21 protein-coding genes and 1 pseudogene are annotated in these 22783 nt (G+C 71.8%); 9 read left to right on the top strand and 13 right to left on the bottom strand.

Going from position 1 to position 22783, the window contains the following annotated elements; translation table 11 throughout:
• Window positions 1–96 precede the first annotated feature (96 nt).
• Together KBX50_RS16190 and KBX50_RS16185 are read right to left on the bottom strand one after the other, a co-directional pair.
• Window positions 97–462 (bottom strand): M48 family metallopeptidase, encoded by a 366-nt coding sequence (locus KBX50_RS16190; RefSeq protein ID WP_093403502.1) that lies wholly within the window; start codon window positions 460–462, stop codon window positions 97–99.
• A 91-nt stretch (window positions 463–553) separates the two neighbouring features.
• Entirely contained in the window at window positions 554–1306 is a 753-nt protein-coding gene (locus tag KBX50_RS16185; protein ID WP_093403500.1) for an ROK family protein, read from the bottom strand.
• Between the two features lie 60 nt (window positions 1307–1366).
• Here KBX50_RS16185 and KBX50_RS16180 point away from each other — a divergent pair, with 60 nt between their 5' ends.
• The 4 genes and pseudogenes from KBX50_RS16180 to KBX50_RS16165 all read left to right on the top strand — a co-directional run bounded on the left by KBX50_RS16180 (window position 1367) and on the right by KBX50_RS16165 (window position 4877).
• Window positions 1367–3004 (top strand): ABC-F family ATP-binding cassette domain-containing protein, encoded by a 1638-nt coding sequence (locus tag KBX50_RS16180; RefSeq protein ID WP_210937843.1) that lies wholly within the window; start codon window positions 1367–1369, stop codon window positions 3002–3004.
• 37 nt (window positions 3005–3041) lie between these two features.
• Window positions 3042–3287, top strand: a pseudogene (locus KBX50_RS16175) (hypothetical protein); the annotation flags it as partial.
• A 142-nt stretch (window positions 3288–3429) separates the two neighbouring features.
• Window positions 3430–4155: a methyltransferase domain-containing protein gene (locus tag KBX50_RS16170; RefSeq protein ID WP_210937841.1), complete on the top strand. Its 726-nt coding sequence runs from the start codon at window positions 3430–3432 to the stop codon at window positions 4153–4155.
• Between the two features lie 185 nt (window positions 4156–4340).
• Window positions 4341–4877 (top strand): phospholipase, encoded by a 537-nt coding sequence (locus tag KBX50_RS16165; RefSeq protein ID WP_210937840.1) that lies wholly within the window; start codon window positions 4341–4343, stop codon window positions 4875–4877.
• Window positions 4878–4967: 90 nt separating this feature from the next.
• Here KBX50_RS16165 and KBX50_RS16160 read toward each other — a convergent pair whose 3' ends face one another.
• A complete protein-coding gene (locus tag KBX50_RS16160; protein WP_210937839.1) occupies window positions 4968–7787 on the bottom strand; it encodes an adenylate/guanylate cyclase domain-containing protein in 2820 nt (939 codons plus the stop codon).
• Window positions 7788–7952: 165 nt separating this feature from the next.
• Window positions 7953–8171, bottom strand: a complete 219-nt coding sequence (locus KBX50_RS16155; protein ID WP_210937838.1) for a zinc ribbon domain-containing protein — start codon at window positions 8169–8171, stop codon at window positions 7953–7955.
• Window positions 8172–8227: 56 nt separating this feature from the next.
• On the opposite strand from KBX50_RS16155, the gene KBX50_RS16150 reads away from it, so the two are divergent.
• Both KBX50_RS16150 and KBX50_RS16145 read left to right on the top strand, forming a co-directional pair.
• Complete coding sequence (locus KBX50_RS16150; protein WP_210937837.1) at window positions 8228–9442, top strand: lytic transglycosylase domain-containing protein; 1215 nt, start codon at window positions 8228–8230, stop codon at window positions 9440–9442.
• A 72-nt stretch (window positions 9443–9514) separates the two neighbouring features.
• Window positions 9515–10531, top strand: a complete 1017-nt coding sequence (locus tag KBX50_RS16145) for a GNAT family N-acetyltransferase (protein ID WP_210937880.1) — start codon at window positions 9515–9517, stop codon at window positions 10529–10531.
• A gap of 21 nt (window positions 10532–10552) precedes the next feature.
• On the opposite strand, the gene KBX50_RS16140 is transcribed toward KBX50_RS16145, so the two are convergent.
• The 9 genes from KBX50_RS16140 to KBX50_RS16100 form a co-directional block, all read right to left on the bottom strand.
• Window positions 10553–11059, bottom strand: a complete 507-nt coding sequence (locus KBX50_RS16140) for a helix-turn-helix transcriptional regulator (protein ID WP_210937836.1) — start codon at window positions 11057–11059, stop codon at window positions 10553–10555.
• A 468-nt stretch (window positions 11060–11527) separates the two neighbouring features.
• On the bottom strand, window positions 11528–12511 hold the full coding sequence (hemB, locus tag KBX50_RS16135) for a porphobilinogen synthase (RefSeq protein WP_210937835.1): 984 nt from the start codon (window positions 12509–12511) through the stop codon (window positions 11528–11530).
• A gap of 35 nt (window positions 12512–12546) precedes the next feature.
• Window positions 12547–14127, bottom strand: a complete 1581-nt coding sequence (locus KBX50_RS16130) for a uroporphyrinogen-III synthase (protein ID WP_093403485.1) — start codon at window positions 14125–14127, stop codon at window positions 12547–12549.
• Window positions 14124–15095: a hydroxymethylbilane synthase gene (hemC, locus tag KBX50_RS16125; RefSeq protein ID WP_210937834.1), complete on the bottom strand. Its 972-nt coding sequence runs from the start codon at window positions 15093–15095 to the stop codon at window positions 14124–14126. Before hemC ends, KBX50_RS16130 begins: the two co-directional genes overlap by 4 nt.
• Window positions 15092–16420, bottom strand: a complete 1329-nt coding sequence (locus KBX50_RS16120) for a glutamyl-tRNA reductase (protein WP_210937833.1) — start codon at window positions 16418–16420, stop codon at window positions 15092–15094. Before KBX50_RS16120 ends, hemC begins: the two co-directional genes overlap by 4 nt.
• The gene (locus KBX50_RS16115; protein ID WP_093403720.1) at window positions 16417–17187 is read right to left on the bottom strand and encodes a redox-sensing transcriptional repressor Rex; all 771 of its coding nucleotides are present in this window, start codon (window positions 17185–17187) and stop codon (window positions 16417–16419) included. The genes KBX50_RS16120 and KBX50_RS16115 overlap by 4 nt, the downstream gene beginning before the upstream one ends.
• A gap of 343 nt (window positions 17188–17530) precedes the next feature.
• Window positions 17531–18193: an HAD family hydrolase gene (locus tag KBX50_RS16110; protein ID WP_210937832.1), complete on the bottom strand. Its 663-nt coding sequence runs from the start codon at window positions 18191–18193 to the stop codon at window positions 17531–17533.
• A gap of 37 nt (window positions 18194–18230) precedes the next feature.
• Window positions 18231–18482 (bottom strand): glutaredoxin family protein, encoded by a 252-nt coding sequence (locus KBX50_RS16105; RefSeq protein ID WP_093403479.1) that lies wholly within the window; start codon window positions 18480–18482, stop codon window positions 18231–18233.
• A complete protein-coding gene (locus KBX50_RS16100) occupies window positions 18475–20055 on the bottom strand; it encodes an AMP-binding protein (protein ID WP_307870973.1) in 1581 nt (526 codons plus the stop codon). The genes KBX50_RS16105 and KBX50_RS16100 overlap by 8 nt, the downstream gene beginning before the upstream one ends.
• Window positions 20056–20505: 450 nt before the next feature.
• Here KBX50_RS16100 and KBX50_RS16095 point away from each other — a divergent pair, with 450 nt between their 5' ends.
• The 3 genes from KBX50_RS16095 to KBX50_RS16085 all read left to right on the top strand — a co-directional run bounded on the left by KBX50_RS16095 (window position 20506) and on the right by KBX50_RS16085 (window position 22740).
• The gene (locus KBX50_RS16095) at window positions 20506–20652 is read left to right on the top strand and encodes a hypothetical protein (protein ID WP_210937830.1); all 147 of its coding nucleotides are present in this window, start codon (window positions 20506–20508) and stop codon (window positions 20650–20652) included.
• On the top strand, window positions 20649–21596 hold the full coding sequence (locus KBX50_RS16090; RefSeq protein WP_210937829.1) for an ECF subfamily RNA polymerase sigma factor, BldN family: 948 nt from the start codon (window positions 20649–20651) through the stop codon (window positions 21594–21596). Before KBX50_RS16095 ends, KBX50_RS16090 begins: the two co-directional genes overlap by 4 nt.
• A 283-nt stretch (window positions 21597–21879) precedes the next feature.
• Entirely contained in the window at window positions 21880–22740 is an 861-nt protein-coding gene (locus KBX50_RS16085) for a DUF5667 domain-containing protein (RefSeq protein ID WP_210937828.1), read from the top strand.
• The last annotated feature ends 43 nt before the right edge of the window (window positions 22741–22783 follow it).

Genomic DNA, 22783 nt, shown 5'->3' with positions numbered 1-22783 from the left:
GGCGCCGGCCAGGCCATCGTGGGCACGCCGGCTGCCGGGCCCCCGGACGTCGAGAGGGCAGCCCGCTCGGGCTGCCCTCTCGACACGTGTCCGGGATCAGCGACCGCCGACCCGGGTCTCGACCCGGCGCAGGGCGGTCGTGTAGTCGTCGTTCGACGAGTGCATGGCCGCCGCGATGCGCAGGTGACGCAGCGCGTCGGTGTAGCGGTTGAGCCGCTCCAGCGTCCGGCCCAGCACGTGGTGGGCGTAGTGGTCGCTGGGGTTGCGGTCGACCAGTTCCCGCAGCTGCTCCTCGGCCCGGTTGAGCTGTGCCGACTGGAAGTAGGCCCGGGCCAGCAACTGGCGCACGGAGGCGTTGTCCGGCTCCGCCTCGATGATCGGTTCGAGCAGCCGGGCAGCGCTGCTGGGGTCGCCCGCCTCGAAAAACAGGGTCGCCCGTCGGTACTCGGCCAGAAGATCCATGCCGCCACCCCCTCCGTGTCGCACCACTGCTCCGACGCTGGCACAACACCGGCCGTACCGCGACTGTTCCCGGTGGCTTTTCCTGCCTGCCTCACACGGTGGCGAGGTCCCAGGCGCGGACGCCGCCGACGATGCCGGCGCTGTTCGGGACCACCACCACGTCGTCACCCATCCGGGTGAGCTGCTCGGGGCGGATCCGCCGCGAGTTACCGCCGCCCAGGTAGAGCCGGTCCCAGCGGAACACCGGACGCAGCCCCTCCACCACCTGCCGGATCCGTCGGGACCAGAAGGCGTCGCCCAGCCGGCGGCGCTCAGGCTCACCGACGTACGTGTCGTAGGTGGTGCCCCAACGCACCGGGGCGTGGGACAGTTCGAGGTGCGGGGCGAGCACCCCACCGTCGAAGAGGGCGCTGCCCAGCCCGGTGCCGAGGGTCAGCACGAGTTCGCAGCCGGTGCCCGCGACCACCCCGGCACCGTGCACCTCGGCGTCGTTGAGCACCAGCGCCGGCAGGCCGAACGCGGCCGAGAGCGCGCTGCGGGCGTCGAACCCGGACCACTCGGCGAGCAGCGCCGGGTCGACCCGGCTACGTGGGCCCGAACGGGTCACGTAGTGCGGGGTGGCCACCACCACGCCGTGCCGGATCATGCCGGGCATCCCGACCGTCACCCGACCGGCCGCCGGCAACCGACCGCCGAGTTCCACGAGCGTGCGGACGAACAGATCCGGCGGCAGGGGGTACGGCGTCGGCACCCGCATCGGCTGGGCCCGCATCGTGCCCGCGCCGTCGAGGACGGAGGCCTTGATTCCGCCGCCCCCGCAGTCGATCGCCAGAGTGGTCAACACGCACGTGAGTCTGCCTCGTCGCAGGGTCCGCCGCGCGGCGACGGGTAGGCTCGGCTGCTTGTGAGCGCCACGCTGATCGCCAGGGACCTCGCCGCCGGGCACGGGGAACGCACCCTCTTCACCGGCCTGGACCTCGTGGTCGCGCCCGGCGATGTGGTCGGCCTGGTCGGGGCCAACGGGGCCGGCAAGTCGACGCTGCTGCGTACGCTCGCCGGTCTGTTGCCGGTCGAGGCCGGCAGCGTCGCGGTGAGCCCGCCCGGCGCGAGCGTCGGGCACCTGCCCCAGGAGCCGGAGCGCCGCCCCGGCGAGACGGTCCGGGCGTTCCTGGCCCGCCGCACCGGCGTGACCGGGGCGCAGGCTGCGCTCGACGCGGCGACGGAGGCGCTTACCGCCGGCACCCCGGGCGCGGACGACGCGTACGCCGCCGCGCTGGAGAGCTGGCTCGGGCTCGGCGGCGCCGACCTGGACGAGCGGGCCGAGGAGGTGGCCGCCGAGCTGGGCCTCGCCGTCGATCTCGACCAGGAGATGACAAGCCTCTCCGGCGGCCAGGCCGCCCGGGCCGGCCTGGCGTCGCTGCTGCTCAGCCGGTACGACATCTTCCTGCTCGACGAGCCCACGAACGATCTCGACCTGGCCGGGCTGGACCGGCTGGAGACCTTCGTGACCGGGCTGCGCGCCGGCACGGTCCTGGTCAGTCACGACCGGGAGTTCCTGGCCCGCACGGTGACCTCGGTGCTGGAGTTGGACCTGCACCAGCAGCAGGTGAACCACTTCGGCGGTGGCTACGCGGCGTACCTGGAGGAGCGGGAGGTGGCCCGCCGCCAGGCGCGCGCCGACTACGAGGAGTACGCCGACACACGGGCCGGACTCCAGGCACGGGCGCGTACCCAGCGGGCCTGGATGGAGAAGGGGGTCCGCAACGCCCGGCGTAAGGCCACCGACAACGACAAGATCGGCCGCAAGTTCCGGTCCGAGGCGTCTGAGAAGCAGGCGGCGAAGGCCCGACAGACCGAGCGGCTGATCGAACGCCTGGAGGTGGTGGAGGAGCCACGCAAGGAGTGGGAGCTGCGGATGGAGATCGCCGCCGCGCCGCGCGCCGGCGCCGTCGTGGCCACGCTCCGCGACGCCGTGGTACGCCGGGGCGATTTCACCCTCGGCCCGGTGAACCTTCAGATCGACTGGGCGGACCGGGTGGCGGTGACCGGGGCGAACGGCTCCGGCAAGTCGACCCTGCTGGCCGCCCTGCTCGGCCGGTTGCCGCTGGACGCCGGCCAGGCCGCGCTGGGGCCGGGCGTGGTGGTCGGCGAGGTGGACCAGGCCCGGGGACTGTTCCTGGGTGACGCGCCGCTGCTGGACGCGTTCCGGGCCGCGGTGCCGGACGTGTCTCCGGCGGACGCGCGTACGCTGCTTGCCAAGTTCGGCCTGCGCGCGCAGCACGTGCTGCGACCGGCCGCGACGCTCTCCCCGGGCGAACGGACCCGGGCCGCGTTGGCCCTGTTGCAGGGGCGCGGCGTCAATCTGCTGGTGCTGGACGAGCCGACGAACCACCTCGATCTGCCGGCGATCGAGCAACTGGAGTCCGCACTGGCCAGCTTCCCGGGCACGCTGCTGCTGGTGACCCATGACCGGCGGATGCTGGAGGCGGTACGCCTCGACCGGCGGTTGCGGGTGGACGCCGGGCGGATCACCGAGTTTTGATCCGGCGGAATCCGGACGGCGGGGCGACAATAAGCCCATGCTCAGGTGGGAGTACGCCCTACTGGTGCGCCGCCGCCAGGCCGCCACCAACGACCTCGGCTTCGAGGTGGTCTTCTCCTGGTACGGCCCCGACGGTTCCATGATCGACGTCACGCCGTACGGCGACACCGCGCTGGCTCATCTCAACCGGGCCGGCGACCAGGGCTGGGAGTTGGTCGCGATGAGCGAGGACCCGTCCCTGCCGGGGAACAACGAGTTGCACCGCTATCACCTGAAACGGCCCCGGACGGCGGCCGCACCGCGGCAGCGGATGCGTACCGGACGTCCTCGACGGCCCATCGCGCGTTGACCTGGCACGAATTTCAGGGACAACCGGCGCATACCGGGCAACTATCCGGGTAACGGGCCGGCCGGAGGTGGCCGGTATGGTCGCGTTGGCACACACCCCGTCCTCCGCCGAGCGGCTGCGGGCGGTGGACGGGTTCCTCACCGAGGCGTGGCTGGACCAGGTCCGCCACGACGAGCGATTGCGCCCGCTCGGTGTCGAGGTCCGTTTCGACCGGGGCGTCGCCCACCTGACCGGTGAGGTCGACGAGCCGGCACAGCTGCGACTGGTACGCGAGCAGGTCAGCCGGCTGGCCGGCGTCTTCGGCGTCTGGTGCCGGGTACGGGTCGCCGGACGCGACCCGGTGGTGGTCGACCTGGGCTGCGGCGCCACCAAGCAGTGGCCGGGCAATCTTGGCCTGGACATCTTCCCCGCCCCCGGGGTGGACGCGGTCGCCGATCTCTCCGGCTCCCTGCCACTGGCCGACGACTCGGTCGACGTGCTGTTCGCGGTGCACATCCTGGAGCACCTGATCGACTTCCTGCCACTGCTGGACGAGTGTCACCGGGTGCTCCGCCCCGGGGGTGTGCTGCACGTGATGAGCCCATGGTGGGGTCATGTGAACGCGGTGGCCGACCCGACCCACGTGCGGCTGCTGGACGTGCAGACGATCAAGGGCATCTGCGTCATGCGGCCCCCGGGCACGCCGCGCTGGTACCCCCTGCACGCCGGCAGCGACGGTGCGTCCATCTTCGCCGACCTCACGCCGCTGGGACCGGAGGACGACGGCCCCACCGCCACCCACCTGGCCCGCTTCTTCGACTAGGCAGGTCCGCTCGACGAATGTCCTGGACACCGCCGGTGTCCAGGACATTCGTCTGTTTCGGCACAGGTCACCAATATTTCTCGCGGGTAACACCGGCAGGCCGCGCCATTGATCGACACTGATCTAACCCCGGTAACTCGCCGGTAACAACTGGCTCCACCGCACACCCCCGCGGAGGTACGACCATGCCCAGACGTCTCGCCACCATCCTGACCTCAGGCGTACTCGCGCTGCTTGCCGCCTTCGCCGTGGCCTCCCCCGCCACGGCGGCTGTCACTCCACAGCAGAAGTTGTCGGTCCTGTCCAGCTGGACCCAGACCAGCGCCAGCAGCTACAACGCCTGGTACTCCGCCCGCCAGAACCGCGCGCCCTGGGCCGAGTACAACTTCGACTGGTCCACCGACTACTGCTCGTCCAGCCCGGACAACCCGCTCGGGTTCAAGTTCAGCCTCTCCTGTGCCCGCCACGACTTCGGCTACCGCAACTACAAGGCGGTCGGCCAGTTCAGCGCCAACAAGCCGCGCCTCGACAGCGCCTTCTACGCGGATCTGAAGCGGTCCTGCGCCACCTACAACTCCGTCGTCCGGCCGGCCTGCCTGAGCCTGGCGTGGACCTACTACCAGGCCGTCTCCATCTTCGGGTCGGTAGCCGCCGTCCAGCAGTCCGACATCGACCGGGCCGCCCGGATGAAGGCAGACGCCGAGCGCCGCGCTCGTGCCTGACGAACAGTGACGGACGCCCGGCAGCAACTGTGGTCGGGCGTCCCGCCGCTCAGGGACCGTCGGGAAGCCGCGTGCGGTTGCCCGACGGTCTCAGGCGTGCTCGGTGTGCCGGTCGACCGTGCTGGGCCGAGGTGGAGCGGAGCGACCCGCGCCCGAGGCGAACCGCCCCGAATCAGCCGCCAGGTCGGGATGCTCGACACCGAGCGCCAACGCGACCGCCTCGTCCAGCCCCAGTTCGGCGCCCTCGCCGTACGCCTCGTCGAAGGCCGTGTCGCCCAACATCCGCCGCAGCGCCGCCTGCTGCTCCGTCCAGTACGCCTCGAAGATGCCCGGCGTCGACCGCAGGCCCGCCCGGGTCGCCTGGGCGGCGCCGAAGAGTTGGGCGCCGGTCAGCGGCTGGTCACCGACCGCGCAACGCACCGCGACCGCGTTCAACGTGTCGCAGGCCCGCCCGTGGAAGCCGTGATTCATCCGCGAACGAAGCGCCACCAGCAGGTGCTCGTGTGCGGCAACCAGGTCACCCCGCGCCAGTGCGACCATGCCGAGCAGCATGTCCACCGAGCGGCGTCCCCGGTCGACCGGCCGGGACGCCTCCACCGGACGAGCCGCACCGAGCAGTTCCGCCGCCTCGCCCAGTGCGCCCCGCCGCCACAGCAACTCGGCCAGGCGGAAGACGGCGAACAACGCCTCCGACTCGACCCCCTGGTCCTGCGCCCAGTCGATGACCTCCCGGCAGACCCGCTCCGCCTCGGCGAACTGTCCCATGTCGACGAGAGGGGCGGCGCGGCCGGCGAGCACCCGGGCCAGCAGACCAGCATCCCCCGCCTGGCGGGCCGCCGCCTCGGCCCGCTGCGAGTAGCGCAGCTCCTCGCCGAACTCGCCGTCGCCACCGGCGTGCAGCGAATGCATGTGGTAGGCCGCCGCCAGCTCGTCCTCCGGGATCATCTCGCCGGTCTCGGCGAGGCGGCCGTAGAGCCGGAACAACCAGAGCCGGCCTTCCCGGGCCAGTCCGCGCTCACGCCACCACTGGTCCAGCCCGCCGGCCAGCCGCAGTCCGGTCCGGGCACTGCCACCTGTGGCGCACCAGCGCAGCGCGGCACGCATCTCACCGGCGAGTGGATCCAGCGCGTACAGCGACAGCGTCACCGGCTGCCCGTCCGGGCCGAGGTGTGCCCGCTCCAGGGCATGCGCCGACCAGGCCACATGCCGGTCACGGGCCGCCTGTTCCTCGCCGGCCTCGGCGAGCCGGCGCGCCGCGTACGCCCGGATCGGGTCGAGCATCCGGTAGGTGCAGCCGGCCGCGTGCGGCTCCGCCAGCACCATGGACTTGTCGACCAGCACCGACAGCGGGTCGAGCGGGTCATCGTCGAGCAGCCACTCCACCGTCGGCAGGTCGACCGGGCCGGCGAAGACCGCCAGCCAGCGCAGCAGTCGCGCGGCCCGTGGCCCGAGGGTCCGGTAGGACCAGGTCACCGTCGCCTGCATGGTCAGGTGTCGTTCGACCGCCGAGCGGGCCGCCGCCCGGGTCGCCGGGTTGACGCCGGTGGCCGCTGCGGCCAGGTCGACCGTGTCCCGCTGGTTGCCGGTGTTGCCCCGATCGGCCGGTGGCGGCAGCGGATCGTCGCGGCCGGCGTCGAGCGTGCCGAGCACATCGTCGAGACGCTCGGCGAGCTGACCGACCGAGAGCACCCGCAGCCGCGCCGCGGCCAGCTCGATGGCGAGCGGCAACCCGTCCAGGCGGCGCACCACCCGGCGGATGTCGGCCGACTCGGACGGATCGGGCTGCCGCCCGCCTCGGGCCGCCGCCGTCCGGTCCAGCAGCAGCGCCACCGCGTCGCTCTCGGTGCCGTCGGGTGCCGGGTCGACGGACAACGGCGGGATTCGCCACACCACCTCGCCCGGCAGCCCGAGCGGTTCCCGGGTCGTCGCCAGCACCCGCACGCCACCGCCACCGGCCAGCAACCGGGATACCGCCTCGGCGCAGGACGCCGGCTGCGCGTCGCAGGTGTCGAGCACGATCAGCATCCGGCGGGCAGCGGCGTACTCCACGAGCGTGTCGACCATCGGGCGGCCCGGCTCCGGACGCAGCCCGAGCACGGCGGCGACCGCGAAGGCGACCAGCCCGGGATCGGTGACTGCGGCGATGTCGACGAACCAGACGCCGTCCGGGTACTCGTCCACCAGGTCGGTGGCGAACTCCACGGCCAGCCGCGTCTTGCCGCTGCCGCCCGCGCCCAGCACGGTGACCAGCCGGTGCCGGGCCACGAGTCGCCTCAGCTCGGCGCGCTCGGTCTGCCGGCCGACGAACGTGGTGACCTGGATCGGCAGGTTGTGCGCCACCGCGTCGGCGGTGCGCGGTCGCGGAAACTGCCGTTCCAGGCCGGGTGCGACGAGCTGAAAGAGCCGTTCCCGGTCATCGAAGCCGCGTAGCCGGTGCAGCCCGAGGTCCAGTAGCGAGGCACCGGCCGGCAGTGGACGGGCGCGCCGCGCCGTGGCACCGGAACAGAGGATCTGTCCACCGTGCGCCGCGGCGGCGACGCGGGCCGCCCGGTGCACCTCGGGACTGGCGTACTCGCCGTCGCGTGGCTCCGCCCAACCGGTGTGCAGTCCCATCCGGACCCGGGGGGCCGCCTCGGGGGTCGGCCAGTCGTGTTCACCGAGCGCCCGCTGGGCGGTCAGACAGGCGGTCAACGCCGCTCCGGCGTCGTCGAAGGCGAGAAAGAACGAGTCGCCCTCGGTCAGCAACTCCGCGCCCTCGGTCGCCGCGATCGTGCGGCGGAGCAACCGTCGATGCTCGGCCAGCACCGGCCGATAGCCCGACCCCAGCAGCTGCGCCAGCCGGGTGGAGCCCTCGATGTCGGTGAAAACGAAGGTCACCCAGCCGGTGGGGAGGTGGATCCGTGGCGGCATGCGTGGAACCTCCCCCCTGGTCTCGGCACCATACTTCCCGAGACCAGATCATCACGCATCGTGAGAACGGCCGGCCAAGACTCCGACCCAAGGTGCCATCGGACCCGGCATCCGGGCAAGGCCGGCATCACCCGTACCACCCATCCACGAACATTGCCGGCGCGGTCAGCAGCCGCAGCCGCCACCACAGCAACCGCCGCCGCCGGCAGCGGACGCGGCACCGGACCCGCCACCGCCGCGACCGGTGACCGCGACCGTGGAGAGCAGTTTCACCGTGTCGGCGTGTCCCTGCGGGCAGGGCGCCGGCTCACCGGCCCGCGCCATCGGACGGTTGACCTCGAAGGTGGCGCCGCAGGCGCGGCAACGGAACTCGTACCGGGGCATGCCATCAGCCTACGACCGGACCTGACGTCGGCGGAGACATGGGTGATACTCGACGGGTGGCAGACGGCGAAGAGCGCAGCACCCTTCGGCCCCTCCGACCGGCCACGCCGCGCGCCGGCTCCGGTGCCGGCCCGGACGGGCCGGCGACCAGGCTGCCCCGGCCCCGCCGACCCTGGCTGAGTTCCGGCAAGCCGGCCGACGACGCGGCACCGGACTCACCAACCACCGAGTCGGTTCCGGCAGCGGCCATCGACAACGCCGCAGGCACCTCGACCGGCGCTGCGGCTCCCGAATCGACGCCGAAGACCACTGTCGAGGAGTCCACTCCGGAGTCCGGCGCACCGGCAGCCCGGCGTCGCCGGGTGCGCTTCGTGCACGCCGTACGTCTGCCCGGGCCGCGGGTCGCGGCCCGGGCGACCCGCGACTGGTCGCGCCGGCCCAGTGGGCGGCTGACCCTGCCCGGCGTGTTCCTGCTGGCCTTGATCGCCGCGACCGCCACGGCCGGCGCACTGCTGGTGCCGGCCACCCTCGGTGCCCCGCGTCCGGTGGCAGTCGACGCCACCGCCGACGGGCCCGACGCGCTGCCCAGCGACCTGCCACCGTCCGGCGCGGTGCCGCCACCGGGGCAGTTCCCGCCACCCACCGCGACCCTTCCGCCGGGCGTGACCCCGCCCGGCACCGCCGCGCCGGCCGGCGGACGCCCGTCCGACGCCCTGGCCGGCTGGGCCCGCGACACGGGCGCCAAGGTCGGCATCGACCCGATCGCCATGCAGGCGTACGGCTACGCCGAGCTGGTGCTCGGCGAGACCGATCGCGCCTGCGGCCTGAGCTGGACCACGTTGGCCGCGATCGGGCTGGTCGAGTCCCGCCACGGCCAGGCCAACAACGCCCAGCTCGGCGCGGACGGCCGGGCGGTCCCGGAGATCATCGGTCTGCCGTTGGACGGTCAGGGCAACCGGATGCGGATCGCCGACACCGACCGGGGCGAGTTGGACCGCGACACCACCTATGACCGGGCGATCGGGCCGATGCAGTTCATTCCGACCACCTGGGAGGAGATCGGCGCCGACGCGGACAACGACGGCCGTGAGGACCCGCACAACATCCACGACGCCGCGCTCGCGGCCGGAATGTACCTGTGCAAGGGCGGCCGGAACCTCACCATTCCGGGTGACTGGTGGAACGCGATTCTGTCGTACAACGACGTCCGAAGGTACGCCCAGGATGTCTTCGACGCCGCCAACCGGTACGGACAGGCCAGCCGCACGTGAAGTGATCGTCCGCATACATTGGAGAACTGGACACTTCCCCCGGGCTGCGGTTAACGGCAAGCTAGACGGGTGATGGTGCGCGAGTGGGACCCCAGGACCGCGTCGTCCGCCGAGATCGCGTCGCTGCTGGACACGCTGAACGCGGTCCTGGCGGCCGATCTCCCGCAGGATCCGCCGTGGCGGGAGAGTTCCCTGCGGGAGTACCTCGCCGAGGTGATGCCGGGCGAACGGCGGATCTCCTGGATCGCCGAGGAGGATCCAGCTGCTGACGGCAGCCCTGGGGCCATCCTCGGGCAGGTGCACGTGCTGCTGCTCGGCAACATCGGCGTGCTTGAGGTTCTGGTCCACCCGAGCGCGCGGCGCAGTGGGTTGGGCCGTGATCTCGTCCTACGCGCGGCCCGTCGCGTCTACCAGGAGGGCTTCGAGTCGATCGGGGTGGAGGTGGTCGGCGACACTCCTGCCGTCGCCTTCTACGAATCGCTCGGCTTCAGCCGGGAGTACGTCGAGACCCGAAGCGTCCTGGACCTCTCCAGCGTCGACTGGGCCGAGTTGGCGGAGATGTCCACCGGGCTCGGTGCGGGTTACCAGGTCCAGTTCCACCCCGGCGGTCCGCCGGACGAGCTGATCGAGGCGTACGCGCGGGCCAAGGCCGAGATCCGGGACATCGAGGACGGCGAGCTGCGACCCAGTTCGTACGATCCGCAGCGGCTCCGGGACAGCCTCGACTGCCTGCACCGACGGGGCATGAAGCCGTACATCGTGCTGGCGCTGCACGAGCAGACCGGTGAGGTGGCCGGCCTGACCGAGGTGGTCGTGCCGGCTCAGCATCCGACCCGCGCCGACCAGTACGACACGATCGTGGTGCAGGATCACCAGGGCTACGGCATCGACCGCGCGATCAAGGCTCGGATGCTGTTGGAGCTGCGCTCGGCCGAGCCGCAGCTGACCGAGGTGCAGACCTGGAACGCGCAGGCCAACGAGGCCATGCTCAAGGTCAATGCGGAGTTGGGTTACCGCACCGACCGCGACTGGTGCGAATACAGCATCGACGTCGCCGAGCTGGTCCACCGGATGGACAACACGCGCTGACCGGGTCGGCTCCCCCAGCGGTCAGTCCTGGTACCAGCTCCGTGGGTCCGGCGGCGGTGGCACGTTTCGGTACTTGGCCACCCGGACCTCCCACTGACTGCGGCGTCGCCGCGCCTCCCGATCGGCCCGGGAGCGGTGGTAGGTCTCCGGTGGTCGGGCCAGCCCGTAGATGTCCGCCCACCATTCGCCCGGTTCCGGGTCGAGAATGGTGTTCAGGTGAGCCGGGTAGCGACGATCGGCCCCGTCCCGGGTGTCGTCCCAGACCTCCATCGGCAGCACGACCCGCCCCTCCTGGTCGACGGCCACGAGGTAGAGCCCGGCCGCACCCAGCAGCCGCTCCAGCACCGCCAGGCTCGGTGTCAGGCTGCCCGCCTCGACCCGCGCGACGGTCGACGGGGCGACCTTGGCGAACCGGGCCATCCGCAACTGGCTGAGCCCGACGATCCGGCGGGCACGTCGCACCAGACCGGCAATGGGAAAGGGACCGACGGTGGGGCCGAGGTCCGGCGGCTCGAAGACGGTGGACATGCCCCCGACCTTGCCGCTGCACTAACCAGAGCAGCAACCCCTGTGGAAAAACCTGTGGATATCCGGCCGCCGCGGCATCCGCTGACCCCACACCAGGCGGACGACCGCCACCGTGAGCGACGATCACCTTGAGTGACCGAGAGGCCTTCTCCCTCCGACCTTCCTACTAGCACCTCCACGCCCTTTGCTCTGCTTCAACCCACGCAACCCTCTCTGACCAGCAGCTGAGCGAGGCCGAGTCCTCAACGCGCCATCCGCCGACGACTACCCTCCGCAAGCTGTGCGTGGGTTGAAGCAGAGCAAAGGATGGGCAGGGACAACCGTGGGGGTGGAGGAGAAACACTCAGAGTGACAGCTGTGGCCGAGGCGCTGGTCGACCAGTGCTGACGGGTGTCGGCGTGTACAGGCCGCCGCCTCAGCCGTCAGCATTGCGGCGTGCGGGGAGGCGAGCAGGGGTGTCGAGCAGGGTCAGTAGCGCTGGCGGAGCAGTTGGGCAGCCTCGACGGCCCAGTAGGTGAGGATGATCTGGGCACCGGCGCGGCGGATCGAGGTGAGGGTCTCCAGCATCACCCGCTCCCGGTCGATCCAGCCGTTCGCGGCAGCCGCCTCGACCATCGCGTACTCGCCGGAGACCTGGTAGGCCGCCACGGGTACGTCCACGGCGGCGCGGACCGCCGACACCACGTCGAGGTACGGCAGCGCAGGCTTGACCATCACCATGTCGGCGCCCTCGGCGACGTCCAGCGCGACCTCGCGCAGCGACTCGCGCAGGTTGGCCGGATCCTGCTGGTAGGCCCGTCGGTCCCCCTCCAGCGCCGACTCCACCGCGTCACGGAAGGGGCCGAAGAAGGCCGAGGCGTACTTCACGGCGTACGCGAGCACGGCCACGTCGGTGTGACCGGCCGCGTCGAGTGCCCGGCGTACCACCCCGACCTGGCCGTCCATCATCCCGGACGGGCCGACCACCCCGACCCCGGCGGCGGCCTGGGCCACCGCCATCTCGGCGTACGCGGCGAGGGTGGCGTCGTTGTCCACCTCACCGGCCGGGGTGAGCAGCCCGCAGTGCCCGTGCGAGGTGAACTCGTCCAGGCAGAGGTCGCTCATCACCACCGTGGCGTCGCCCACCTCGGCGACCACGTCACGGATGGCGACGTTGAGGATGCCGTTCGGGTCGATGCCACCGGAGCCGCGTTCGTCGCGTGACGCCGGCACACCGAACAGCATGATCCCGCCGACGCCGGCCTGCACCGCCTCCACCGCCGCCTTGCGCAGCGAGTCGCGCGAGTGTTGGAGCACACCCGGCAGCGAGGCGATGGCGCGCGGCTCGGTCAGCCCCTCCTTGACGAACATCGGCACGACCAGCTCGGCCGGGTCGACGCGGGTCTCGGAGACCAGCCGACGCATCGCCGCGGTGCGGCGCAGCCGGCGGGGCCGGATCTCTGGGTACGGCACGAACCCTCCCTGACGACCAGCCGGAGCCGCGACGGCTACCGGAACCTCAGCGCGGTCGGCCCCTGGACCTTCGAACCACGGCGCTGCTTCGCCGGCATCGCGGCGAGCTTCTCCCGCAGCTCGACGGCGTAGCCGGCGAGCGCCTCCACCAGATCGGGCACCGAGGCGTGCGGGGGCTGGACGTCGACCCGCAGGCCGAACTCCGTCGCGGTCTCCGCCGTCTTGGGCCCGATGACAGCAACAACGGTACGCGTGTGCGGCTTGCCGGCGATGCCGACCAGGTTCCGCACCGTGGAGGACGAGGTGAACAGCACCGCGTCGAACCCACCCGACTTGATCGCGTCCCGGATCTCGGCAGGCGGCGGAGCGGCCCGGACCGTCCGGTACGCGGTCACGTCGTCGACCTCCCAGCCGCGCTCGGTGAGCCCGGCGGCGAGCGTCTCGGTGGCGATGTCGGCACGCGGCAGCAGCACTCGGCCGACCGGATCGAGCACCTCGTCGTGCGGCGAGAACTCGGCCAGCAGCCCCTCGGAGGACTGCTCACCGGAGGGGATCAACTCCGGCTGGATACCGAAGGCGCGGACAGCGTCGGCGGTGGCGTCGCCGATACAGGCGATCTTGACACCGCCGAAGTGCCGGGCGTCCAGGCCGTGCTCGGCGAACTTCTCCCAGACCGCCCGCACCGCGTTGACCGACGTGAAGATCACCCAGGCGTACCTGCCGTCGACCAGGCCCTTGACCGCCCGCTCCATCTGGGCGGGGGTACGCGGCGGCTCGACCGCGATGGTCGGCACCTCACAGGGAATCGCCCCGTACGCACGCAGCCGGGCGCTCATCGCGCCGGCCTGCTCCTTGGTGCGGGGCACCAGCACCTTCCACCCGTACAGCGGGCGGTTCTCCCACCAGCTGAGCTTGTCCCGCTGGCCCACACCGTCGCCGACGGTCAGCACGACCCGGCCGGTGAAGCCGAGTGCCGCCGCGACGAAGGAGTCCACGGTCGACGTGGTGGTGTACTGCGTCTCCCCGGTGCCGTCCCCGGTCACCCCGACGTCGGTGCCGCCGTCCACGCCGGCGGCGAGCAGCCCGTCACGGATCGCAGCCAGGTCGCCGGCGTCGACCGCCAGCGCCAGCGAGCCGCGCTGCACGGCCGCTGCCAGCGCGTCGAAGTCCAGGGCACTGACGTCCTCGACGTCGGCGGCGGTGCGTACGCCCGGCAGCGGCACGCCCGCGTAGGTGGCCACCCCCTCGGCCTGGCCGACGCCGGGAACCACCTCGAAGTGCGCGGCGGTACGTGCCACCGCCTGCACCTCCTTGACCACCGAGTCGTGGCCGAACGGGTCGCCGGCCACCAGGTGCACCGCGTTCTGCCCGGAACGGGCCGCCGAGATCAGAATCTTGGCCACGTCGCCCGGCGCGCCCTCGGCCGGGGTGAACTGGGCGTCGGAGCTGGCCTCGGCCCGGACGACGTCGAGCAGCGACTCGGGGACTCCCCGGTCGTACACCACCTGGTCGGCGTCGACCAGGGCGTCGTGCGCCCGGCGGGTCAGCAGGCCCGGGTCGCCGGGTCCTGCCCCGACGAACGCGATACGGCCTACGGGCTTACGGGTGCGGGTCATTCTGTGCTCCCAAATTGCTGGGTCCCCGGGCCGTCGTGTCCTTGCGGGCCGAGGATCGAGTCGGCGCCGAGGTCGAGGAGTTCGGCGGCGAGTGCCTTACCGATCTCCGCCGCGTCGGCGGGCGTACCGGTGCGGGACAGCCGGACCTCGTGGGTACCGTCCGGGCTGATCACCGCTCCGCGCAGGTAGATCTCATCGCCGTTCTCGCCTTCGGCGAGTTCGGCGTAGGCGGCGACCGGAGCGGAGCATCCGGCCTCCAGGGTGGCCAGCATCGCCCGTTCCGCGGTGACCGCGGCGCGGGACGGCGCATGGTCGAGCAGGGCGAGCAGTTCGACCAGATCCGGGTCGTCGACCCGACATTCGACCGCCAGGGCACCCTGCGCGGGCGCCGGCAGCATCAGCATCGGGTCGAGCGTCTCGGTGATGACGTCGCTCCGGTCGATGCGGGCCAGGCCCGCGCGGGCCAGGACGACGGCGTCGAGGTCGGCCTCCGGGCCCAGCACCCGGGCAAGCCGGGTGTCGATGTTGCCCCGGATCGGGGTGACCGACAGGGGCATGCCCAGCGCGTGCAGCTGGGCGATCCGGCGCAGCGCACCGGTGCCGACGACCGCGCCGGGTGGAAGTTCGGCAAGCGTCCTGCCGTCGCGGGCGATCAACGCGTCGCGCGGATCCTGTCGTGGCGGCACCGCAGCGATGTGCAGCCCCGCCGCGGTCGCGGTGGGCAGGTCCTTGTACGAGTGCACCGCGAAGTCGATCGTCCCGGCGACCAGTGCGTCACGCAGCGCGGAGACGAAGACGCCGACCCCGAGCCGGTGCACCGGCGCGCTGGACCGGTCGCCGGCGGTGACCACCTCGACCAGTTCGACGGGGCGTCCGGTACGGGCCGTCAGTGCCTCGGCGACGTGGCCCGACTGGGCCATCGCCAGCTTGCTGCCCCGGGTACCGAGGCGCAGCGGGGGCTCGTTCATCGCTCGCCTCCGGTGGGTGGGGTGATGTCGGGCACGGTGTCCACCGGCGAGGTCTGCGGGACCTGGAGATCGAACAGTTCCCGCAGCAGGGCGGTGTACTGGTCACCGCCGGGTTCGGCGGCGAGCTGACGGACCCGGACGGTCGGCTGGTGCAGCAGCCGCTGGACCACTCGGTGCACGGTACGGGCCACCTCGGCGCGCTGGTCGTCGCTGAGGTCGGGACGGCGTTGCGCGAGCCGGCGCAGTTCGGCGGTGACCACGTCGTCGGCCCGCCCGCGCAGGGCAGCGACGGTCGGGGCGACGTCGGCGCCGCGCAGCCAACTGAGGAAGGACTCGACCTCGCCGGCCACGATCCGCTCGACGGCGGCGGCGTCCGCGGCGACCGGACCGTCGGCGAGCAGTGCCGCCATCCGGTCGATGTCGATCACCTCGACGCCGGGCAGCTCGGCGACGCCGGGGCCGACGTCGCGCGGCACCGCGAGGTCGAGCAGGACCAGCGGGCCACGCCCGGGATCCCGATCGGCCGCCGCGGCAGCGACCACCTCGCGGGTGAGGACCGGCTCGGTGGAGGCGGTGGCGGCCACCACGATGTCCACCGTGGAGAGCGTTTCGGCCAGCTCGGCCATCGGTCGCGCACCGGCACCGTACGACTCGGCCAACCGGACGGCGCGGTCGGTGCTGCGGTTCGCCACGGTCAGCGGCCCGGCACCGAGCCGGGACAGCGTCGCCACGCCCAGCGAGCCCATCGCCCCGGCACCGACGATCAGCGCGGGCCGGCCGGTGAGGTCGTCGTCGAGGTGGCCGGCGGCGAGCCCCAGCGCGGCGGTGACCACACTCTGGCCGGCGCGGTCGATGCCGGTCTCCGAGTGGGCCCGCTTGCCGACCCGCAGCGCCTGCTGCATCAGCTCGTGCAGCAGGCGCCCGGCGGTGTCGGCCGCACTTGCCCAGTGGTAGGCGTCCCGGAGCTGCCCGAGAATCTGCGCTTCGCCGATCACCATCGAGTCCAGCCCGGCGGCGACCCGGAAGACGTGATCCACCGCGGCCGAGTCGAAGTGCACGTAGAGGTGGTTCGCCAGCGCGGATGGCTGGCAGCCCGCCTGCTCGGCGAGGATGGCACAGATGTCGCCGAGGCCGCCGTGGAAGCCGGACACCGCCGCGTAGACCTCCACCCGATTGCAGGTGGAAACGAGGACGGCCTCGCTCACGTACGGCTGCGCGACCAGGCGCTCCAGGGTGCGGTCGAGCCCGCTGGGTGACACCGCGAGTCGTTCCAGGGTGGCGACCGGTGCGGTGCGGTACGACGCGCCGACGACGAGGAGTTTCACGTGCCGATCGCCTCCTGGCTCTCGGTGACCGCGAGACCACCGGGCAGGGCGGTGAGGGCGGACCCACCGGCGGCGGGAAGCGCGGTCAGGGATGCCTTACGGTGCTCGTGGAACGACAGGATCTGCAACTCGATGGCCAGGTCGACCTTGCGCACGTCGACCCCTTCGGGGACCGAGAGTACGCACGGTGCGAAATTCAGGATGCTCGTCACGCCGACCGCGACCAACTGATCCGCCACCCGTTGCGCGGCGGTGGCCGGGGTGGCGATGACACCGATCGCGATTGATTCCTCGGCGGCGACCCGGGGCAGCTCGTCGATGTGCTGCACGACCAGGCCGTTGATCTCCTCGCCGACCCGCTCCTGATCGGCGTCGAAGAGGGCGGCGATCCGGAACCCACGGCTGGCGAAGCCGTCGTAGCCGGCCAGGGCGTGACCGAGGTTACCCACCCCTACCAGGGCGACGGCCCGACGCTGGGTGAGCCCGAGCACGTACTCGATCTGGTCGATCAGCAGCCCGACGTCGTAGCCGACGCCCCGGGTGCCGTACGAGCCGAGTTGGGAGAGGTCCTTGCGGAGCTTGGCCGAGTTGACTCCGGCGGCGTTGGCCAGCCCTTCGCTGGAAACCGTCTCGTGACCGGTTTCGGCGAGGTTGTGCAGGGCACGAAGATATTCGGGGAGCCGGGCCACCGTCGCCTCCGGCAGATCCGGGAGCGCCGGTACGGCACCTGCGCGACCGGGCGCGCCAGGGTGACGGTGCTGACTCATGAGACTCCGTGCGGTGCGATCCTCGACCAGCTCCACCGGCCGGCCGTTTCGGGACTCCCGCTGGCGACCGATGTTGCCGGCTGTGCTAGCAGGGCGCGTCGGAATTACAGAGTAGGCGCTTGTGAAGACGTGCACAAATCGCGATCTTGCTGGCACGGCCCGCGCCCCCACCGGCCCCTCCATCCCACAAGATCGATCACCACCTCGCCATAGGCGCCCGCGCGATTATCGCTCAATCCCGACTTCTCTGACCAATCACACGCAGCCCCTGGCTCCCATTCCAATTGGCCGATCATGAAGTTATCGCCCCGACACGCCGATTTTGCGGGCTACAAGTGCATGATCAGCGCGGTTTGGCGGTGGGATCGGTGGCGAGGGTCACGGCCTCGGTGAGGGTGTCGGCCACGGGATGGCCGGAGGCGAGCAGTCGGGCACGGTCGGTGAATCCGCCGGTGTAGAGGACGGCTCGGCCACCGACGGCCCGGGCCGCGTCGGCGTCGTCCAGCGAGTCGCCGATCAGCACCACCGACCGGCCGTCGACGCCCAACGCGTCCAGATGCCGTGCCAGTGACTCTGCCTTGCGGTCGCCGCCCACCTGCGCCCGCAGCCCGTCGACCCGGGCGAACCGGCCGGTCAGACCGTACGTCTCGACGGCGGGTACCAACTCGTCGTGAAACCACATCGACAACAGGGACTGGCTGCCCGACCAGGCCGCCATCGCCTCCACGGCGTCGTGCGCCAGCTCACAGGTGGTCAGACCCACCCGGTACGCCTCGTGGAAGATCTTGTCCAGCCGGCCGAAGGCGTCGTCGTCCACCGCCCGACCGAGCACCTCCGCGTAGTAGTCGGCGATCGGCCGGCGAAACCGGACCCGGTGCTCGTCGGGAGTGACGCTCGGCCCGCCCTCGCTGGCGAACACCGCGTTGGTGCAGGCCACCACGAGGCTGAGATCATTGAGCAGGGTGCCGTTCCAGTCCCACACCAGATGAGGGCTCGCAGGGGTCATCGCCGCACCCTATCCGGCCGTAGGAGGGCGCGAGGGCTCAGAGCTGCGGGGTGGTCAGGTCGCGCAGCAGCCGTTCCTCCTCGACCCGCCAGTAGCCGTGCTCCCTGCCGTCGAGGAGCACCACCGGCAGTCGGTCGCCGTACTCCCGTTCCAGTTCCACGTCACCGCTGACGTCCCGTTCGGTCCACCGGTCGCCGGTGACCGCGACCACCCGGTCGAGCGCCGCCTTGGCGTCCTCGCAGAGGTGACAGCCGGGACGGGTGATCAGCGTCAGGCGGGGTTCACGCATCGGTCTCCTCCGTCGTACCGAGCAGGGTCTTGCGTACCTTCCCGATCACCGAGCGCGGCAGCACATCGACGAACTCGACCTCGGTCGGGCACTTGAATCTGGCCAGATTACGCGTGCAGTGAGCGATCAGCTCGGTACCGGCCACCGTGGCCTGCGGCACCGGCACCACGTACGCCCGGACAGTCTCCCCGGTCCTCGGGTGCGGCACGCCCACTACGGCGGACTCCGCCACCGCCGGATGCGCCGACAACACCAGTTCCACCTCGTGCGGGTACACGTTGAAGCCGTTGACCAGGATCAGCTCACCGACCCGGTCGACCAGGAAGAGATCGCCATCGGCATCGGCGTAGGCGACGTCGCCGGTCGCCCACCAACCGTCGGCGTCCGGTCCGCCCGTGCCGTCCGGCCAGTATCCGGAGAACAGATTTGCGCCGCGGACCACGATTTGACCCGGATCGGTGCCCGCAGTCGGATCGGTGAGATCCATCTCGTCCGGGTCGTCGTCCGGCGCGGCGACTCCGTCGCGCCACAACTCCGTACCGTCCGCCCCGACCAGCCGCACCTGCACGCCGGGCAACGGTCGGCCGATCGATCCGGGCCGGGGTTCACCGCCGACCAGGGTCGAGGTGAGCACCGGCGCGGTCTCGGTCAGGCCATACCCGACGTGCACCGGACGGCCGGCGGCCTCGGTGAAGCGGGCCGCGTCGGCCGGCTCCAGCGGCGCCGCGCCACAGACCACGATCCGCACCGCGGCCATCGCCGCGGCGAGACTGTCGGCGTCCGCCCGGGACCAGGTCTGCACCATCGACGGTACGCCCACCAGCACGCTCACCCGGTGCCGGGCGATCTCGGTGAGCGCCGCGTCGGAGCCCGGATCGTCGACGAGCACCCCGGTCGCACCGTGGTGGATCACCGCGCCCAGCCCGGCATTCAGCCCGTAGGCGTGGAAGAGCGGTAGGGCCAGCAGCACCCTGTCGTCGGGGCCGACCACCGGCGGCTCGATCCGGTCGACCTGCTCGTGGTTGGCCGCCAACGCCCCGTGCGAGAGCATGGCGCCCTTCGGCCAGCCCGAAGTGCCCGAGGTGTAGAGCAGCACCGCCAGGTCGTCGGCACCCCGGACCGGAAACCTCTGGTCGCCACCGGCCGTCGGCGCGCTGGTGTGCACCGCCACCAGCGCGGGCAGGTCCAACTCCCCGACCAGAGCCCGGATCCGCTCGGTAGCGATCAGCACCGACGCTCCCGAGTCCGCCAGGACGTGTTGCAGCTCGCGTGCGGTCAGGCCGGGGTTCACGGGCACCGCCGTCATGCCGGCCCGCAACGCACCTAGCAGGCTGATCACGAAATCCGGCACGTTGGGCAGCGCCACGGCGACTCGCGCGCCCGGCCCGCCCGCATCGACCCTCGGCAGCGCGTCGGCCAGCGCCCGGGCCGTACCACTCACCGCCTCGTCCAGTTCGGACCAGGTGATCGTCCGATCCTGCCAGTGCAGTGCGGGCCTGCCGGCGTACAGCTCCGCCGCCCGGCGGAGGCGGTCGGCGAGGTTGGGACCAGAAACCGAGTCAGGATCCTGCACGGTGGCTGAGTCTGGCACAGCCGGATCCGCACGGCCACGCCCGCGAACCACCGGCCGTACCCGGAATGAACGCGTCAGCCGTCCCGCAGCGCCCGGTGAGTCCCGTGCACGGAACCGGACCACGTCACCGACGGTGCGGCACGGCCGCGACGACAACGCACCGCAGGTCTCCCGCTCCGGTTCCGGCACCAGCCTCCACCGGCCCGGAACGCCGACCGCCGATCCGGCCCCTCACCAGCACGAACAGCGGCTCCACTGGGGATCAGCCGGACCGCCGGTTGTCAACCACACCCGACGGACAACCGGTCCGCCAGGTCGGCGACACGGCGGGAAATACTTCGGCCCTGTGTAACGGACTTGCCACGCGCGGGTGACGTTGGCCCTATCATCACTCGGGTCGGCTCACCCCATTTGCCGTGAGTCGACACCCCTCAGCCCGAGGAGGCCCCCGTGCCGTTGAGCGCATTGGACCAGCACCTCAAGGGGATCTGCCGCCCGCCGGCACACCCCGGAGCCAACCTGCCCGACGGGGCGACGACCGGGCGACCGGTCGTCGCCAGCCCGCCGGCACCCGGCGGAACGGAGGCGGCGCGATGACCACCTTCGGCTTCGCCGAACGTCCGGTCGGCCTGACCGGTCCGGCCGCCCGCACTCCGATCAACGAACGCGGCGGCGCTCACAGTGCACCGGACGCGTCGGCCAACCTCGCCGTCCGGGGCGACGGTACCGCGCGTCGGGTGGGCAGCCGGCCCCATCAGAACGAGCCGCCGCATCGACCACCCGTGCCCGGCGGGAACGTCAAACCCGCCGGTGGGCGGGTCGCCTCCCCGAACCGGCCGACGATGCCGGCTCAGGCCCGGCGCAGCGGGGACGCGCCGGTCACCGAGGTGTCCACCACCGAGACAGCGATACTTCCGGCGGTACCCGAGACGACCGGCACCTCGACCGGGTTCCCGAGCCGCCCGGATCCCTCCGATCCGGCGACCGAGGTCTGGGCCCTCGTCGAACGCGCCCAGGCCGGTGAGGCCGAGGCGTTCGGGCTGATCTACGACCGCTACGTGGACACCGTGTTCCGCTTCGTCTACTTCCGGGTCGGCAATCGACAACTCGCCGAGGACCTCACCTCGGACACCTTCCTGCGCGCCCTCAAGCGGATCGGCAGCTTCACCTGGCAGGGCCGCGACCTCGGTGCCTGGCTGGTCACCATCGCGCGCAACCTGGTCGCCGACCACTTCAAGTCCGGCCGGTACCGGCTGGAGGTGACCACCGGCGATGTCCTCGACGCCGATCGGGAGGATCGTGGTCCCGAGGGCAGCCCGGAGGCGGCGGTGGTGGAGCACATCACAAACGTCGCCCTGTTGAGTGCGGTGAAACGCCTCAACCCCGAGCAACAGGAGTGCATCGTGCTCCGCTTTCTCCAGGGCTTCTCGGTTGCCGAGACCGCCCGGGCGATGGGCAAGAACGAGGGCGCGATCAAGGCGTTGCAGTACCGGGCGGTCCGGGCCCTGGCCCGGCTGCTTCCGGACGGATTCCAGCCGTGATCTCCCCGGCACCGCGACGACGGCAGTCCGGACCGGCCGAATCCCGAGCTTTCTCGACCTGACAGCGATCACTTTGCGTAATTTCGGCACCGGCCGGGCCGTAACCCGCCCCCGGCACGGCGCGTTTCTCCGGGTGCGACCGGTGACAGGTCGGGAACCCACGGGGTCCTCGGATGATCTGCGACGGAGCCGACGACGGCCCTCCACCGTGATGTCACGGGATCATCGGTCGCTGGCGGTGAACGCGGCCGACCGGCCGTGACCAGCGAGAGGAGGTGCCACGGTGGACAACGCCCTCTTCTCCCGTCGGCGCGCCGAGCGCTTCGCGCAGCTTCTCGACGAAGCCAACGGCGGCCGACGTCATCACGTTCGATCCAGGGACGACGACCGGCTCGCGCCGCTCGTGACGCTCGGTCGTCACCTCGGCGTCAACCCGCCGGCGGCCGAGGTCGACCCGGAATTCCGCACTGGCCTGCGGGCGATGTTGCTGGCCACCGCTGCTCGCGAGGGCATCGGGACGCCTGCCGCGGTCCGGCCGGCCGAGAAGGCGGCTTCCAGTCGTGGGTCGCTACTGCCCGCGGTGACTGCCCGCCGGGCCCGCGCCCGCGGTGCGATCCTGATCGGCATCGCCGCCGGTGCGGTGGCCGTTTCCGGCATCTCGGCGGCCAGCGAGAACGCGGTGCCCGGTGACGCGCTGTACGGCATGAAGCGAGGCACCGAACGGGCCCAACTCGCGCTCACCAGTTCCGAGATCAGCCGGGGTCAGCTCTTCCTCGACTTCGCCCGCACCCGACTGGCCGAGGCGGCCACGTTGCGGGGCAACCCGAGCGGATACAGCGCCGTGTTGGACGACATGGACGCGGACACCCGACAGGGCGTACGCCTGCTCACCGGAGCGGCCGCCCAGCGCTCGGACGCTGCGGCGCTGGCTGCGGTCGACGCCTTCCTCACCGACCAGCGGCGTTCGCTCAACGCGCTGGAGGGCCGGGGCTCCCGGACCGACCGGGTGCGCACCAGCGAATCGCTGGCACTGCTCGAGTCCGTCGCTGAGCGGGCCGACGCCATGCGCGCCGCCATCGCCTGTGGTCAGGAGCTCACCGTCACCAGCGACACGCTCGGCCCGATTCCCGCCGTCTGCTCCTGACCGGGCGGGCACCGCGATCCTGCCGAAAAACGGTGCCGAGCAG

Source organism: Micromonospora sp. C51, assembly GCF_018070435.1.
GTDB classification, from domain to species: Bacteria; Actinomycetota; Actinomycetes; order Mycobacteriales; family Micromonosporaceae; genus Micromonospora; species Micromonospora sediminimaris.
Note: the sequence above shows the minus strand (reverse complement) of the source record. Positions and strands in the feature narration are given on the sequence as shown.